Source organism: Roseibium sp. LAB1, assembly GCF_054658235.1.
The window spans coordinates 341,830-358,158 of record NZ_BAAGIB010000002.1; the positions used below are offsets into that span (position 1 = coordinate 341,830).

Consider the following 16,329-nt stretch of genomic DNA (forward strand, 5'->3'; position numbering starts at 1 on the left):
TGCGTTTATCTGAACGAGAAAAAGACTACCTGGTAGCTTTGCCGATGAAGCGGCGGGCATGCGAATGACGTGAAGGAATCACTCCGCAGCAGACACCGGCCGTTCCGCGGGCCTTTGAAGTGACGCCGCTTGCGGGAAGGGATCGAGCCAATAGACCTCCATTTGGCCGCTGCGGCCGCGCAGGTGGTGCGCTCCGACCGGGCGCTGGTGCGTTTCACCCGGCAGGTGCGCAACTGTGTCCGCACTTGCCAGGATCACGACTTCCGGATTTTCAGGCACTTCCTTACCGAGTGTTTGCAGGCGTTCGGCCGCATTCACGGTGTCGCCAACAACAGTGTAGTTCCAGCGATCGAGCGCGCCGACATTTCCGACAACCGCCGGTCCGGTATGAATACCGATCCTGAGGGCCATGGGCGGGCGACCTTCGGACACCGCTTTCAGGTTGGACTGATGCAGGGCAGCCGCAATCCGGCGCGCGGTTCTGACAGCAGCTTCAGCATGGTCCGGGCGCGCATCGGGAGCGCCCCAGAAGGCCAGCATGCCATCACCTAGGAACTTGTCGACCGTGCCGCCTTCGCCTTCGACGGCCTCGACCAGGATGGCAAAATGATCGTTGAGCAGGCTGGCGGTTTCCTCCGCGCTCAGGTGTTCGGACAGGGCGGTAAACCCGACAATGTCCGTGAAGAGGATTGTAAGTTCCGCGCCGCGTGCCTGCGCGGCATTGCCGCCTCCCAACCGCATCAGCTTGATGAACAGTGATCGCGGCACATAGGTGTTCATGGCCTTTAGGCCTTCGACCATGGAATTGAAGGCCAGCGCCACCTGATCGATCTCCGCAACGCGGCTACGCGGCAAGGGCTCGACTTCGTTGAGCGACAGACTTCCGATCCGCTTGGACTGAACCGCGAGATACCGAAGCGGGCGGGCTACCCGCCGTCCCATCCAGAATGCAATCAGAACCGACACCACAAGTGCACCGAAACCGACGAACAGGGAGCCTGCCAGACGCCGAAGCTCGCGTGAGACCGTGGCGCTCAAGTAATATTGCCCGACCGTCCAGGGCCGGTCGCTGAACCCATCCAACTGCGCCTTCATGACAATGTATTCTTCGTCATTGGCGTCGACCATGGAGACGTCGATACCAAGTTCCGCAGCCTTCTTGAATTCGTCCAGCTTCTCTTCATGCACCATGGCCGCCAGCACGGGATCGCCAATCGTCTGCCAGGTTCCCGGCAGCTTGTCCTGGATACTGCCGCCGGTCTGAAGCCAGTTTGCGTCCGAATGCAGGATGACCTGATCTCCATCCGCGATGATGAAGACGGTGTTGTCGCTTCCCTCGTCCTGCGCGGAAACGATCTGGGCGAGTTCTTCCATCGAAGTTGCGGCAGTCAACATGCCCGCAACCTGGCCGTCGCGCACCAGCGGCACTGACACATTCGCAAAGAGACCCACTTCGTGCTTGACGAGCGGCCCCCATGTTGGCGGGCTGTCCGCACTCAGTTGCGGCATGTCACGCATGTTCATGCCGGGGGGCGGCGCGTCGGTTTCTATCCGCCACAATTTGCCATTCGGCGCCCGGTAGATCCCCAGTTTGCTTCTATCCTTCGCCGTCACCACCAGTGTGGTGATGTCGTGATTGGATTTGAGAGCAATCGACAGGTCCTGCAGCGTTCTTTCCGAGTCCTCGAAGCCGAGCGTGCCGTCGTCGAAGTAGGGTTTCAGGCCGATGATTGCATTTTCGACCGAAACAAAATGGGTGCGCAACTGCATTTCAAGCGCCTGGGTGCTCAGGATTGTCTTGTCGTTGAGCAGGGAAAACGTGTTGCGGAAGTTGGCAGAGACAGACAGGCCGAGCACGAGCCCGATGGCGACCGCAACGAACGCACCGAACCCGAGCCCGACGATGGTCGTCAGGGGCAGCATGATGCGCCGTCCGGTGCGTTTCGATTTTTTCATCGGGCGGTAACCCTTGTTGCTCTCAGGCAGCTTACCTGCATGACGGTTTCCGTCAAATTAAGGCAGGCTTTCGACTTTCCACCGCAAAGGATTGCCGCTGCGATGTTTTTTGCCTTTAGCCGGCCAAGCGTCGCAGAGCTAGCTCCTGCAGCAGAATAATGGTCTTGGCATCCGCAATCTCACCCGAACGGATCATACCCAGCGCCTCATCGAGAGGCACGTGCAGCACCTCGATATCCTCGCCTTCGCTTTCCTTGCCGCCACCGGCGGCCACCTTGTCATTCAGATGGTAGGTCCCTGTGAAAAATGCCACATATTCGGTGACCGAGCCCGGGCTCATGAAAGCGTCAAACAAGTACTCAAGTTTTGAGACCTGAAAGCCCGTCTCCTCGATCAACTCCGCCCGCATGCGCTCCTCCGGGTGCGCACCTTCCAGAAGACCGGCAGGCGTTTCAATCAGCAGCGGGTCTCGTCCGGCAGCCCAGACGGGCAGACGGAACTGGCGCGTCAGCAGAACGCAATTCCGTTCCGGATCGTAAAGCAGACAGGTCGCGCCATGGTCCTTGTCATAGACCTCGCGCACCTGCTCCTGCCAGGTTCCCTCCCGACGCCTGTATTCGATCCGGTGGCGGGTCAATGTGCCCCAGGAATCGGACAGGACTTCACTGTCGACGACTTTGAAAAAATCCGGGTCGCTCACGACTATGCTTTCCTCGTTCAGGATTTCGGGTCGCCCAAAAGGCCGAGTTCCCTCAGGATTTCGTCCGTATGCTCGCCGAGTGCCGGTGCGGCACGATCCAGCACGAGCGTGCCGTTCCTGAACCTGATGGGTGTGCGCACCGATGCGACCGAGCCGCCTTCGACGCCGGTTGCAGGCAACGCGACCTTCAGATCCCGGTGCAGCACCTGCCTGTCGTTGAAAACATCTTCCACGGAATTGATCGGCCCGGCGGGCACGCCCTCCCCTTCTAGGGCGGCCAAAAGGTCGTCACGGGTTCGTGTCGCCGTTTCTGCCGTCAGGATCGGCACAAGGTCCGATCGTGCGGCAACGCGGGCGGCGTTGGTGGCATAGCGCGGATTGTCGGCAAGGTCGGGCACCCCGAGCACCGCGCAAAGACGTCTGAACTGGCCGTCATTGCCAACTGCGATGATCAGATGTCCGTCGCTGGCGGGAAATACCTGGTAGGGAACAATGTTCGGATGTGCATTGCCAAGGCGCTTCGGAGACTTGCCCGAGACGAAATAGTTGAGTGCCTGGTTCGCCAGAACGCCGACCTGGGCGTCGAGAAGCGCCATGTCCACCCACTCCCCTTCGCCGGTTTCATCCCGCCGGCGCAGGGCGGCGAGAACACCGATGACACCATAAAGCCCGGTAAAGATATCGGCGAATGCCACGCCGATCTTCTGTGGATCGCCATCCGGCTCTCCGGTCAGGTCCATGATGCCGCCCATGCCCTGGATCATGAAGTCGTAACCGGCGCGATGGGCATACGGCCCATCCTGGCCGAACCCTGTGATCGAACAATAAATCAGCTTTGGATTGACCTTCGAGAGACTGTCGTAATCGAGGCCATATTTCGCGAGACCGCCAACCTTGAAGTTCTCGATCAGAATGTCGGCATCGGCCACCAGCCGGCGGACGAGTTCCTGGCCTTCTTCTGTCCGGAAATCCACCGCAATCGACCGCTTGCCCCGGTTACAGGCATGGAAATAGGCTGCGTCCCGATCGGCTCCGGCTACATCCTTTACGAAGGGCGGTCCCCAGCCCCGGGTGTCGTCCCCCTGCGGGCTTTCCACCTTGATGACGTCCGCCCCGAGGTCTGCGAGAGTCTGGCCCGTCCATGGCCCGGCAAGAATGCGGGCCAGTTCGACAACCTTGATGCCTTTGAGCGGCGCGGTCATGTGTCTCTTCCTGAATAGTGCCGACGGTCAGGCTTCTGATGTCTTGCGATAGATATGATAACGTCCCCGATGAATGCCGTCCGGCTTCTTCAGGGTCTCGAAATTTGGCAGCTCGAGTTCGAGTGCGCACAGGATGATGCCGCCGATGGCCATATGCGCATCGATCGCCGGAGCAAGCCAGGATGCCGTCGCCAGATCGTTCGTCGGATCGGCCGAGCCAATGTCGATATGAGCGAACGACGCCTTTGCCCCGATCCGCGGACCGCAGAAGTTAAGCGTGTCGCGGATGTTGCCGAGGATCATGTGTTCTGCATCCGGCGCGCAGCTCGGATGGCAATCCATGGCGAAATCGAAGACGAAAATTTCCTTGTTCGGATAAATCTCGCGCAAGTGGTCATATGTCCTGCCATTGCCCAGTCCGAGCTCGAGGACCGGTCCTTCGACCTCGTTGACCTTGTCGACCAGAAATTCGAGTAAAGTTTTCTGCGATGTCATTCGGCGAATAAAACTGTCCAAACGGCTCATTAAAATAAATCCCTGCAACTTGCGACGCACATGACATAGACAATGCCCCGGCTGTCGTCAAAACCCCTGATCCGCATTTAGGTGTTATCAAAGGCCGACGGAATAGCAGCCCTTGCGGAAGGTCAAAGAGGACTTTGCCGCAATGCGCGATCATGCTAACGCCTAAACCCATCCTCACGATTTCATGAGGGTGCGGCTCCGGCAACGGCCGGGGCTTTCCCGGCCAGGCAACTGCAGGCAATTGCGCCTCACATCAGCAGGAGATTTCGATGCGTTCCGAAACGGCGCCAGCCATCCGGCTGGAAGACTATCAACCGCCTCTCTACCGCATCGACAAGGTTGCCTTGAACGTTGAGCTTGCCCCAAGCGCCACGCGGGTCACAGCGACCCTTCAGGTGAGCAGGCAACCGGGCACCGCAGCCGGCGCGCCGCTGGTGCTGGATGGAGACGAATTGTCGCTTGCCGGCATCAGGCTGAATGGCGAGGCTCTTCCAGAGACAGACTATGCCGCGACGGACGACCGCCTCGAACTAGCCTCCCCGCCAGCAGACCCCTTCGAGCTGACGCTCATAACTGAAATCGATCCGGATGCAAACACGAAGCTGATGGGCCTCTACCGGTCCTCCGGCACCTATTGCACCCAGTGCGAAGCGGAAGGTTTCCGCAGGATCACCTATTTTCTCGACCGTCCGGACGTGCTTGCCGTCTACACGACACGTCTGGAAGCCTCAAAGGCGGAATGCCCGGTACTTCTGGCGAATGGCAACCTTGCCGAGACCGGAGATATCGAAGGCACCGACAGGCATTACGCCGTCTGGCACGACCCGCACCCGAAACCGGCCTATCTGTTCGCTCTCGTTGCGGGAGACCTGGCCGAGGTTGCGGACAGGTTCACGACCATGTCGGGCAAGGAAGTCGCGCTCAATATCTATGTCGAGCACGGCAAGGAAAGCCTGTGCGACTGGGCCATGGATTCTCTCAAGCGATCAATGCGCTGGGACGAGGAAGTGTTCGGCCGCGAATATGATCTGGACGTTTTCAACATCGTTGCCGTGTCGGACTTCAACATGGGCGCGATGGAAAACAAGGGCCTGAACATCTTCAACGACAAATACGTGCTGGCTGACCCGGAAACGGCGACCGATCAGGACTATGCCAATATCGAAGCTGTGATCGCGCACGAATACTTCCACAACTGGACCGGCAACCGCATCACCTGCCGGGACTGGTTCCAGCTGTGCCTGAAGGAAGGCCTGACAGTTTTCCGCGACCAGGAATTCTCCTCCGACATGCGCTCACGCGCTGTCAAGCGCATCGCGGACGTGCGGTTGCTCAAATCGCATCAGTTTCCGGAGGACGCGGGCCCGCTCGCGCACCCTGTCCGTCCGCGAACCTATCATGAAATCAACAACTTCTACACGGCAACCGTATACGAAAAAGGCGCCGAAGTTGTCCGCATGCTGCAGACACTTCTCGGAGAGCAGAAGTTCCGGGCCGGGCTCGACCTCTATTTCGACCGTCACGACGGTGAAGCGACCACGATCGAGGCTTTCCTGGCCTGCTTCGAGGAAGCTTCCGACACCGATCTTGAACAATTCTCGCTCTGGTATGAGCAGGCAGGCACACCGGTGGTATCGGTGGAAACGGAATATGATCCCGACCGCAAGACTTTCACGGTTTCGCTGACTCAGGAAATTCCGCCCATCGCGGGTCAGAAATCCAGCAAGCCGGCCGTCATCCCGCTCCGTTTCGGGCTGATTGGCCCCAAGGGCGAGGACATGGTCACCGGCTCCGTGGATGGCGCACATGTTGCCGAAGATGTGCTGGTGCTCGACAAAGCCCATCAGGACATCGTCTTTCACGATGTCGCCGCCGCACCCGTTCTGTCGCTCCTGCGCGGTTTTTCCGCGCCTGTTCGTCTGAACCAGCCCCTGCACACTGAAGAACTCCTGTTTCAGGCAGCACAGGATCGCGATCCGTTCAATCGCTGGCAGGCAGTTCAGACGCTGGCAATGCAGGATCTCGTCAGGCTTGCCGGCCAGGTGCGCGACGGTTCGGAAGGTGCCCCTTCAGAAGACGTCATCGGCGTATTCGCGTCCGTTCTGGGTGAAACCGAGCTTGACGAAGCCTTGCGCGCACAGGCGCTTACCTTGCCCAGCGAAGCGGATGTCGCCCAGGAAATAGGCAAGGATGTCGATCCCGATGCAATTCATGCGGCCCGCCAGATGCTGCGGCGAGCGGTTGCCACCCGTCTTGGCTCTTCGCTTGTGCCCTTCATTACCGCGCAGTCGGCAAACGAAACCTATTCACCTGATGCACAGGCTGCCGGAAAGCGGGCGCTTGCGAACCGCTGTCTGCACTACTACGCGGCCTCGGGTGCAAGCGATGCCGCCGATCTGGCCTTCTCCCGATTTGCGTCTGCCGACAACATGACCGACCGGCTCGCGGCACTGACGCTGCTGGTTCACGACCATATGCCGCGCGAAGAGGAAGCCCTGGCAACCTACCGTCAGCGCCACGAAAACAGCTCGCTTGCCATGGACAAATGGTTCATGACCCAGGCCACCGCCCCGGGTGATGGCGCACTGGACCGGGTCAAGGCACTGATGTCGGACCCTTCCTACGATGCAGGCAACCCCAACCGCGTACGCTCGCTTCTGCAATCCTTTGCCACCGGCAACCCGACCCAGTTCGCCCGGGCGGACGGCAAGGGTTTCCAACTGGTGGCCGAATCGGTTCTGGAGATCGACAAGCGAAACCCGCAAGTGGCATCGAGACTTCTGACGAGCTTCCGGTCGTGGCGCGCACTTGACCCACAAAGAACTGCACTTGCGGAATCTGCTCTCCTGACGATTTCTGCATGCGAAAATCTGTCGAGAGACAGCCGCGACATTGTCGACAGAACCTTGCAGTAGTCTGCAATACTGAGAAAAGTTAACGAAAGAACCGCAAAAGCGGCTTCGCGTTAACCATTTTCTTCTTGGCCAGGTCTGGACAAAAACAGACGATTTGATTCAAATGGAAGTGATTCGGGGCGTTCCCCGACGCGGCGGTTTTTGAGGCACACTTCCAATGGCGAGAGCAATAGCTGGCGGCGCATCTTCGCGGCGCGGCGAGAAGGAGTCTGAATGGAACACAGGGACAGGCACCGACCGCCTGCCGCTGCGCTCCATCCTCGGCTCCTTTGCCGAAAGCCTCGCCCGCTCCGACAACCTGATGCGTCGCCTCATTCCGGGCCTCGCAATCCTCTTCATCATCATACTGGCCCTGTTCCGCACCGGCGATCTGGCAAGCGACTACACACGGACCCAGGAAAACGCGCAGATGACATTGAGCCTGATGGCAACCGTCGTTGCCAGCGGCCTGATGTCATCGGAAAACGACCTGCCGGAAACCGGCTACCGGACAACGTTGAAGCGCATCCTCGCCGACAGCCTGCCCGCTGGCGCGACCAGCAAGGGCCGCATCTACCTTGTCGCCGATCAATCCGGCACCATCGTTGCCTCGGCCCCGCTTCAGCCGTCACTTGAAAGCCGCCCGATCAGCGACCTGCTCGGCCCGTCCCAGCCGCTCATGGTCTTTGGCGCTCGTGCGGGCGTGATGCCGGTTGTCACCAACCTGGGTGGCAACAAGGGCAAGGAAAAGGTTCTGGCAACGGTTCATCACCTCGATGGCAGGCTTGGAATGGTCGCGGTGCTACAGCCGGAAAACGAAATCTACAGCCAGTGGCGGGACGACCTTTCTGCGAATGTGACGCTCTTTGTGGGCACGTCGCTGGTTCTGCTTGCGGTCATCTACGGATTCTTCAGCCAGGCGACCCGCGCCGAAGCGGCAGACGACATGTATGCGGCGACCCGCGCCCGCATCGACACCGCCCTCACCCACGGTCGCTGCGGACTGTTCGACTGGGATCTGTCGCGCGGCAGAATGTTCTGGTCCTCCTCGCTCTACGAGTTGCTGGGCCGCGAACCGAAAGACGACATTCTCAGCTTTGCCGATGTCGCCGACATCACCCATCCGGATGACATCGACCTTCTGGGCCTTGCCGAACACCTGCTGGAAAGCGGAGAGACCCTGGTCGACGAAACATTCCGCATGCGCCATGCCGACGGAAGCTGGATCTGGCTGCGCGCCCGTGGCGAGATCCAGTCGGAGCCCGGACGCGCCGAACCGCACCTGATCGGTATCTGTATCGACATCACCGAGCAGCACGAGCTCGCCGAACAAAGCCGCATGGCCGACCTTCGCCTGCGTGACGCAATCGAGACGATTTCGGAAGCCTTCGTCCTGTGGAATGCCCGCAATGAGCTGGTGATCTGCAATTCCAACTATCAGTCGCTGCACAGCCTGCCGAATGCCGTGATCAAGCCGGGTACGCCCTACAAGGACGTGATGGCGGCAGCTTCCAACGCGGAAGTGGCACCGCAGCCGGTCACCGTTCGCCAGCGTGGCGGCGCCCCGGACGGGTCTTACGAAGCACAGCTGGAAGACGGCCGCTGGCTGCAGATTTCCGAACGGCGCACCAAGGATGGTGGCTTCGTCTCCGTCGGCACGGATATTACCGCGCTGAAGAAACACGAAGAGAAGCTGATCGATTCCGAAAAGCGTTTGAAAGCCACCGTTACCGATCTCCAGAAGTCCCGCCAGACCCTTGAGGTCCAGGCCCGGCAACTGGTGGAAATGGCCGACAAGTATCAGGAAGAAAAGACCCGGGCGGAAGCCGCCAACAAGGCCAAGTCTGAATTCCTTGCCAATATTTCCCACGAACTGAGAACGCCGCTCAACGCCATCATCGGCTTCTCCGACATCATGACGCAGGAAATGTTCGGCCCTGTCGGCACCGACCGCTACTCCGACTATTGCAAGGACATCTATTCCTCCGGCACCTATTTGCTCAACGTGATCAACGACATTCTCGACATGTCCAAGATCGAAGCCGGCCGCATGACCATCGAGACCGAAACTGTCAATGCCTCCGAGTCCGCCGAAGATGCCAGCCGGATCGTCACTGGGGCGGCGACTGAAAAGAACATTACCGTCACCACCGATGTCGTCGAAAATGTCTCCGTTCACGCTGACAAGCGGGCGCTGAAACAGATCCTCCTGAACCTTCTGGCCAATGCGGTGAAGTTCACGCCGGACAATGGCACTGTCACGCTGAAGGCCCGGCCACGTGGCGACAAGCTGCGCTTCGAAGTGATGGATACAGGCATCGGCATTTCCGAACGCGACATCGAACGTCTCGCTCAGCCCTTCGTGCAGGTTGAAAATCAGTTCACCAAGACCCACCAGGGATCGGGCCTCGGCCTCGCCATCGCACGCTCATTGGTCGAACTGCACGGCGGCACGCTGGTCATCAAGTCGGAAGTCAAGAAAGGCACGACTGTCAGCTTCACGCTGCCGCTTGCAGAAAAAGAAGCTGCCTGAACAGACAGCTCTGAGCGGGACCGGCAAGGCCTGCGCTCACCCCCACTTAAAAGAACAGTAGAAACGGCTTCAAACCCGCAGCAATTCCGGCGGGTGCATTTCCCCAACTGGTTGTCCGCGCGACGTCCCGCTCTGCAGGAAGCAAGCGCTCGTCTGAAAGTGCCACACCTTCCAGACGAGCGCTGGTTTGCCTTAAGGACAAGAACAGGCAAGGATCAGTCGTTGCCGCTTGTCGCGGTCAGCGCGCTCAGAATGTCTCGCGAACGGGTCCACAGCAATGCGCCGCCCTCTTCAGGAAAAAACCGGCGGCTTGCGTTGGGCAGTCTGCTTTGGAGCGATTGCCCGAAGTCCGGCGAATGAACCGGACTGCCATCCTTGCCGCCATACCAGAGCGCAACCGGACAACTGATCCTTTCCAGATCAATCCCCCAAGGCCCGAGCGCCGCGAGCGTATCGAGGGCGTATCCTTTCGGGCCCTGCCGGAAACCTTCATGAAGCGCGTGCCTGTAGGCCGAGGCAAAGGGCTCAGCGCCATAGACCGCCTGGTCTTCCGGCGAGCTCATCGACAGGACTAGATCGTAAAAGCCATCCGGCTCGGCAAATTGTTCGAGCATGGCAGCAAAACCGCCCGGATCTTCCACCGCCTGACGAAGCATCTGCGTGACCTGCTCGGGTACACGGTCTGCAAATTCCGGGTGCGACAGGTCATCCTGGCCGGAGACAATTGCCAAAGAGGTCGCGATGCCAGATGCGGCAACTGCAAAAGCGAAGGGTGCCCCTTGCGAGAAGGCGACAACGGGAATGGAGTTTTTGCCCAGTGTAGCTGCAAGTTCAGCGATATCGCTTGCGACGCTGACAAGCGTCTTGCCGGGATCAGCGGAAGACGCGCCGAGCCCTGGCCTGTCCGGTGAGATCAGCCGGATATCGAGGTCTGCGAGATGATCCAGGCCGAAGCCGAGCGTTCCTGCCATGCCGGCACCTGTCAGGAACAGAACCGGATTACCTGCCTCCCAGCCCCATTCAGACCAGGCGAGCACACGGGTATCGGCAAGCGTGAGGCTGCCGCTTCGGTCCGGGCGACGGACCGCTTCATCAAAAGACTGAGTCATGACGTTTCTCAAGAAATGGGAGAGGGTTCGCTCAAAAGAGCGCAAAATGACTTGAAATCGGCCGCCGGCGCGGCACTTCCCTAGCCCAATGAAAACAGCTTGGCAATCCACATCCAAAGCGTGTCGCGATTATCTGAAAGTATCCTGCATCGCTTTTCGCGTTGAAAACTCGGATTTCAGACAGTGAAAAGCGATACCGATAAAACACGACTTGCTCTAGCTGCTGACCGTTTCGACCTCCCCGATCAGCCGCACGAAGGTCTCACGCACCTTGACCTGAAGCTCTGCAAGTTCCGCTTCCAGCCGGGTGAAGGTCGGGCTGCCCGAAGCCTGCACCAGAAGGTCCAGAACACCGCGCGGTGCCTCCGCCGGCACGAATTTTCCGGATAGAGCCAGTCGCAACACCTGGGTGAGCCGGTGATAGAGCCTGAGAGCTTCCAGCAGCAAACCGGCGTCGCCCAGGGTCAGGAAGCCAGCCTCACGCATCAGTTCCAGTGCCTTTTCCGTACTTTGGGCCAGGATCTCCGGGTTGTCCTGAGCATGCGCAAGCTGGAGAAACTGTGCCAGAAACTCGATATCGACCAGACCACCGGCGACCTGTTTCAGGTCCCAGACATCCTTGGTGCCTTTTTCCTTCTCGATCCGGGCCCGCATGGTGCGGACATCGTCAGCGAGCTTGGACCGGTCGCGCGGCTGAACAAGCGTGCCGCTGATGCTGTCGACGATCTTCTGCTTGAACTCGGGAGTCGTGGAGGCGATCACCCGCCCCCGCGTCAGCGCCATGTGTTCCCAGGTCCAGGCTTCCTTCTTTTGATAGGCTATGAATCCGTCGAGATTTGTCGCCAACGGCCCCGCGTTCCCGGACGGACGCAACCGGAAATCGACTTCGTAAAGCGAACCTTCCGCGGTTGGTGCGCTGAGGGCCGTTACCAGCCGCTGGGTCAGGCGCGTGTAGTATTGGGTAATCGCCAGAGGCCGCTTGCCATCGGACTGCTTGACGTCCTCGGGTGCTTCATAGAGCAAGATCAGATCGAGATCTGAGGCAGCGGTCATTTCGCGCCCGCCGAGCTTGCCCATGGCCAGAACGGCGACGTTGCCGCCGGGCACCGTGCCGTTGTTTTCACCGACATGCACGATCACCTGCTTCAGGATCCTGTCGACGACCACTTCCGCCAGCCGTGCCAGAGCGAAGCCCACCCGATCGGCCGAGAGCGTATCGGAAATCATCCGCAGACCGATCAGGAATTGCTGTTCCTGGGTGAAAATCCGCGCCCGATCCAGCGCTTCCTCGTAAAACCGGGCCTGAGCAAGTGTCCGGTCAAGCCCGGCACGAAATTCCTCAACGCTCGGCATGGCACCGAAGAAAGCCGGGTCGAGGACCGCGTCCAGCACGTGGACCCGCTTGGAAACCGTCTCGGCCATGCGCGGTGCTGCGCCCATGGTGGTCGCCAGAAGCGTCAGGAGCTGAGGATTGGATCTCAGCAGCGAGAACAACTGCACCCCGGCCGGCAGCTTGCCCAGAAAGCTGTCGAAGGCTCGCAGCGCGGCATCCGCATTGTCTGTCGCCGCAAGCGCACTGAGAAGCGCCGGATGCATTTCCGTCAACCGCTCGCGTGCCTTGGTCGAACGGGTGCAGGGATAACGGCCGAAATGCCACGACTTGACGATGGCTGCAGCTTCCGACGGCTGCTTGAAACCAAGGCTCACAAGGGTTTCCAGCGTGCCTGGGTCGTGATCGTCACCGGTAAAGACCAGATTGCCCAGTTCGGACGACAGCGCCGGTTCGTCTTCGAACAGCTCTGCATAGTGGTGCTGGACCGTCCGCAAACGCTCGAGCAATGCCGCTTCAAAGTCGGCAAGCGTATCGTAGCCCATCAGCGCGGACACTCTTTTCATGCCCTCTTCGTCCTTGGGCAGAAGCTGGGTCTGCTCGTCGTTCAGCATCTGGATGCGATGTTCGACATTGCGCAGGAACCGGTAGGCGTCTGCCATTTCGTCGCGCGTCTTGCCCTTGATCCAGTCGGCATCGACGAGTGCGTCCAGCATGTCGAGCGTGCGGCGCCCGCGCAGTGCCGGGTTTCGGCCACCGGCGATCAACTGCTGGGTCTGGACGAAGAACTCGACCTCGCGGATACCGCCGCGGCCGAGCTTGACGTTGTGCCCGGCAACGGCGATCGCCCCATGGCCCTTGTGCATGTGGATCTGACGCTTGATCGACTGGACGTCTGCAATTGCCGCGAAGTCGAGATATTTGCGCCAGATGAAGGGCACGATTTCATGCAGGAAGGATTCACCGGCAGGTATGTCGCCAGCACACGGCCGCGCCTTGATCAGTGCCGCACGTTCCCAGTTCTGCCCGAGAGACTCGTAGTAGACCAGCGCCGCGGGAACCGACATGGCAAGCGGCGTTGCCCCGGGATCGGGACGCAGACGCAGGTCTGTGCGGAAGACGTATCCGTCGGCAGTGCGGTCCTGCATGATTTTGACCAGTCGCCGTGTCAGCCGGACGAATTCCACGGGCGCTTCCGCCGATCCCGCCATCGGGGCCTTTGCCGGATCGTAGAGGACGATCAGATCGATATCGGACGAATAGTTCAGCTCGTTCGCCCCGTGCTTGCCCATGGCAAGGACAATCAGGCCACTATCGATTTCCGGTTTTTCCGGATCGTGCGGCGAGAACTTGTTGAGGCGGGCGAGGTCACCGAGGCAGAACCTGATTGCCGCCGTCAGCGCTGCGTCGGCAAACCCTGCCAGAGCGCCGGTCACCCGGTTGAGGCCGATCGCACCGGAGATATCGGCAAGGCCGAGCGTCAGCGCGAGGTCATGCTTGTAGAGACGCAAGGCCCGCATGATACCGGCCTCGTCTCCCGCACGCGCTTCACGGGCTGCTGCAAGCAGGTTTTCCAGCCGGGTTTCCGGCGCTTCCTGCAGCATGCAGAGCAGGCGCGGCGGATCTGCGAGCATCAGATCGCGCAGATAGGGAGAGTTTCCGATAATCCCGAGCAGGAAGCCTTCCAGGTCCGGCTTGTCCTGCAAGAGGGCATTCAGGGCCTCGCCGGCTTCGGCGTGAGACAGCAGATCTTTCAGGAACAGGGCTGCGTGATCGGGATCCGGTGCCGTTGGAACCACCGCGATCCGGTCGGCCAGAAAGCCCGCACCACCGTCCTGGTCAGTTCCCTTCTCCCGATTGCCCGGCCGTGCCGCCTTGTTCATGCCCGCTCCTGCTGCTTTCCGGTTTCACCGGCTTGAGATCGATCCGGGCACACAGTCCCGGGTCCTCATTCATGAAGCGCAAGTCTCCGCCATGCAAGCGGGCAACTGCCTTGACGAGGCTCAATCCAAGGCCTGTTCCAGGTTCGGATCGGCTTTCTTCCAGACGGACAAAGCGTTCCTTGACCCGGTCCTGATCCTTTTCCGGGATGCCGGGGCCATTGTCACTCACGCTGAGGACGATGCGGCCGTCTTCTTCGCGGCCACCAAGGCGGATACGAAAGTCACCGGTTTGCGGTCGGCCGTATTTCAGCGCGTTTTCGATCAGGTTCACCAGAACCTGGCTGATCAGATCGCGGTTACAGTCCGCCTTCAGGCCTTCGGGCAGATCGGTTTCAAGCTTGCCGCCTTCGTCTTCCACCAGCGGTTCGTACAATTCGGCGACTTCCGCGACCAGTTTGTTGAGGTCTGTGGCTTCCATCACGGAGCCCGGTGCCATGGATTCAACACGGGCAATGCGCAACAGTGCGTTGAAGATCCTCAGGAGCTGATCGGATTCCTCCAGTGTTGCTTCCAGCGCGCTCCGGTAGCCCTCCTCCCCCTTGGCTTCACGCAAGGCATTTTCGATCCGGGTTTGCAGGCGGGTCAGTGGCGTTTTCAGATCATGGGCGATGTTGTCCGTGACATCCTTCATCGACTGCATCAGGAGTTCGATCCGGTCGAGCATCGTATTGAGATTGATTGCCAGGCGGTCGAATTCGTCGTCATTGCCGGCGACGGGCAGACGGCCGGAGAGTTCTCCTTGCATGATCGTGCGGCTGGTGGCGGAAATCTCGTCGATGCGCTTCATCACCCTGCGGCTGACGAACAGCCAGGTGATTGCGGCCATCACCACAACCACGACCAGCCACAGGCGCAAGGCGTTGGCCAGAAGGTTGGAAAAACGAAGCTGGTCGCCAAGGTCCCGCCCGACCAGCAGACGAAACCCGCCGCGCAGTTCGAAGGTGCGCACCATTGCCTGACGCTCGACGTCTTCCGAATCCTGGCCGAGACGCGTGTAGCGCACCCGGCGCAGCCCGCCGTCGGCTTCTTCCAGAACGGTGGTCGGCAGGCGGGCGATATTGCCCACGAGGGCATTTCCCGCGAAATCGACGAGGAGATAAAGGCTTGCATCGGGATGGCGGGAACGCCGGTCGATGGTTTCGACAACATCACGCACGCCACCACGCACATAGACATCGGCGAGTGATTTCAATTCGGAATCGACGGACTGAACCACCTGTTCGGACATCAGGTTGTCGGTGTTGTCCGCGATGTAGAACAAAAGCACCCCGGACATGACCGTGAAAACGGCAATGTAGAGCAGCGACAGCTTGAAGGCTGTGGTTCTGGTGAATCTAGTGAGCCGCGTCACGGATCGTGTATCCGGCACCCCGGATGGTGTGCAGAAGGGGGGTGTCGAAACCCTTGTCGATCTTGCCGCGAAGGCGGGAGATATGAACGTCGATCACGTTTGTCTGCGGGTCGAAATGGTATTCCCAGACGTTTTCCAGCAGCATCGTGCGGGTTACCACCTGGCCGGCATTCTGCATGAGATATTCCAGAAGGCGGAATTCGCGCGGCTGCAAGGGGATTTCCATTTCACCGCGGCGGCAGGAATGCGCCATGCGGTCCAGTGTCAGATCACCGACGGTATAGGTGGTTTCGATCTGGCTGGCCGACTTGGGCCGCCGGGCCAGTGCCTCGACCCTGGCCTGCAATTCGGTAAAGGCATAAGGCTTGGGCAGGTAGTCGTCGCCGCCAGCCTTGAGGCCCTTGACGCGGTCATCGACCTGACCGAGGGCGGAGAGGATCAGCACCGGCGTGTGATTGCCTTCCCGGCGCAATTCCTGAATGACCGAAAGCCCATCCATCTTGGGCAGCATGCGGTCGACGATGAGAATGTCGTAGTCTCTGTCGTGTGCCATCTCCAGCCCGGTCTGCCCGTCTCCGGCCTGATCGGCGGTGTGGCCCAGTTCACTCAAACCCTTGACGAGGTAGCTTGCAGCTTCCGGGTCGTCTTCAATGACAAGAATCCTCAACATGTCATCCTTTTAGCTTGAGTTGGCCATAAAGAAAATGGCTGGCGGCGGCGATGGATGTGAGAGTCGCCGCCGCCAGTCAGTCAGGGTTTAGCAGATAAACCCTTGGCAATGACCGG

The 16,329-nt window shown here is 59.9% G+C and carries 10 protein-coding genes; 2 read left to right on the forward strand and 8 right to left on the reverse strand.

Features of this window, described 5'->3' with window-relative positions:
• Positions 1-78: 78 nt before the first annotated feature.
• The 4 genes from ACYQ54_RS11585 to ACYQ54_RS11600 form a co-directional block, all read right to left on the reverse strand.
• Positions 79-1,956, reverse strand: a complete 1,878-nt coding sequence (locus ACYQ54_RS11585; RefSeq protein WP_460082316.1) for an adenylate/guanylate cyclase domain-containing protein — start codon at positions 1,954-1,956, stop codon at positions 79-81.
• Positions 1,957-2,071: 115 nt separating this feature from the next.
• Positions 2,072-2,656, reverse strand: a complete 585-nt coding sequence (locus ACYQ54_RS11590) for an NUDIX domain-containing protein (RefSeq protein WP_460082318.1) — start codon at positions 2,654-2,656, stop codon at positions 2,072-2,074.
• Between the two features lie 17 nt (positions 2,657-2,673).
• The gene (locus ACYQ54_RS11595) at positions 2,674-3,858 is read right to left on the reverse strand and encodes a CaiB/BaiF CoA transferase family protein (protein ID WP_460082321.1); all 1,185 of its coding nucleotides are present in this window, start codon (positions 3,856-3,858) and stop codon (positions 2,674-2,676) included.
• A 27-nt stretch (positions 3,859-3,885) separates the two neighbouring features.
• Positions 3,886-4,353, reverse strand: a complete 468-nt coding sequence (locus tag ACYQ54_RS11600; protein ID WP_460082324.1) for a class I SAM-dependent methyltransferase — start codon at positions 4,351-4,353, stop codon at positions 3,886-3,888.
• 299 nt (positions 4,354-4,652) lie between these two features.
• On the opposite strand from ACYQ54_RS11600, the gene pepN reads away from it, so the two are divergent.
• Entirely contained in the window at positions 4,653-7,298 is a 2,646-nt protein-coding gene (gene pepN, locus ACYQ54_RS11605) for an aminopeptidase N (protein ID WP_460082327.1), read from the forward strand.
• A gap of 157 nt (positions 7,299-7,455) precedes the next feature.
• Positions 7,456-9,810, forward strand: coding sequence for a PAS domain-containing sensor histidine kinase (locus ACYQ54_RS11610; RefSeq protein ID WP_460082330.1), 2,355 nt, complete (start codon positions 7,456-7,458; stop codon positions 9,808-9,810).
• A 215-nt stretch (positions 9,811-10,025) separates the two neighbouring features.
• On the opposite strand, the gene ACYQ54_RS11615 is transcribed toward ACYQ54_RS11610, so the two are convergent.
• The 4 genes from ACYQ54_RS11615 to ACYQ54_RS11630 all read right to left on the reverse strand — a co-directional run bounded on the left by ACYQ54_RS11615 (position 10,026) and on the right by ACYQ54_RS11630 (position 16,213).
• Entirely contained in the window at positions 10,026-10,919 is an 894-nt protein-coding gene (locus ACYQ54_RS11615; RefSeq protein ID WP_460082333.1) for an alpha/beta fold hydrolase, read from the reverse strand.
• A gap of 216 nt (positions 10,920-11,135) precedes the next feature.
• Complete coding sequence (locus ACYQ54_RS11620) at positions 11,136-14,132, reverse strand: bifunctional [glutamine synthetase] adenylyltransferase/[glutamine synthetase]-adenylyl-L-tyrosine phosphorylase (protein ID WP_460082336.1); 2,997 nt, start codon at positions 14,130-14,132, stop codon at positions 11,136-11,138.
• Positions 14,089-15,543 carry a sensor histidine kinase gene (locus ACYQ54_RS11625; protein WP_460082339.1) on the reverse strand — a complete coding sequence of 485 codons (1,455 nt, stop codon included), beginning with the start codon at positions 15,541-15,543 and terminating at the stop codon, positions 14,089-14,091. Before ACYQ54_RS11625 ends, ACYQ54_RS11620 begins: the two co-directional genes overlap by 44 nt.
• Positions 15,527-16,213, reverse strand: a complete 687-nt coding sequence (locus ACYQ54_RS11630) for a response regulator transcription factor (protein ID WP_460082342.1) — start codon at positions 16,211-16,213, stop codon at positions 15,527-15,529. The genes ACYQ54_RS11625 and ACYQ54_RS11630 overlap by 17 nt, the downstream gene beginning before the upstream one ends.
• Positions 16,214-16,329: the final 116 nt, after the last annotated feature.

Coding starts and splice junctions, on each gene's coding strand:
- ACYQ54_RS11585 (WP_460082316.1), bottom strand. CDS start 1,956: ATGAAAAAATCGAAACGCACCGGACGGCGCATCATGCTGCCCCTGACG.
- ACYQ54_RS11595 (WP_460082321.1), bottom strand. CDS start 3,858: ATGACCGCGCCGCTCAAAGGCATCAAGGTTGTCGAACTGGCCCGCATT.
- ACYQ54_RS11600 (WP_460082324.1), bottom strand. CDS start 4,353: ATGACATCGCAGAAAACTTTACTCGAATTTCTGGTCGACAAGGTCAAC.
- pepN (WP_460082327.1), top strand. CDS start 4,653: ATGCGTTCCGAAACGGCGCCAGCCATCCGGCTGGAAGACTATCAACCG.
- ACYQ54_RS11610 (WP_460082330.1), top strand. CDS start 7,456: ATGGCGAGAGCAATAGCTGGCGGCGCATCTTCGCGGCGCGGCGAGAAG.
- ACYQ54_RS11615 (WP_460082333.1), bottom strand. CDS start 10,919: ATGACTCAGTCTTTTGATGAAGCGGTCCGTCGCCCGGACCGAAGCGGC.
- ACYQ54_RS11620 (WP_460082336.1), bottom strand. CDS start 14,132: ATGAACAAGGCGGCACGGCCGGGCAATCGGGAGAAGGGAACTGACCAG.
- ACYQ54_RS11630 (WP_460082342.1), bottom strand. CDS start 16,213: ATGTTGAGGATTCTTGTCATTGAAGACGACCCGGAAGCTGCAAGCTAC.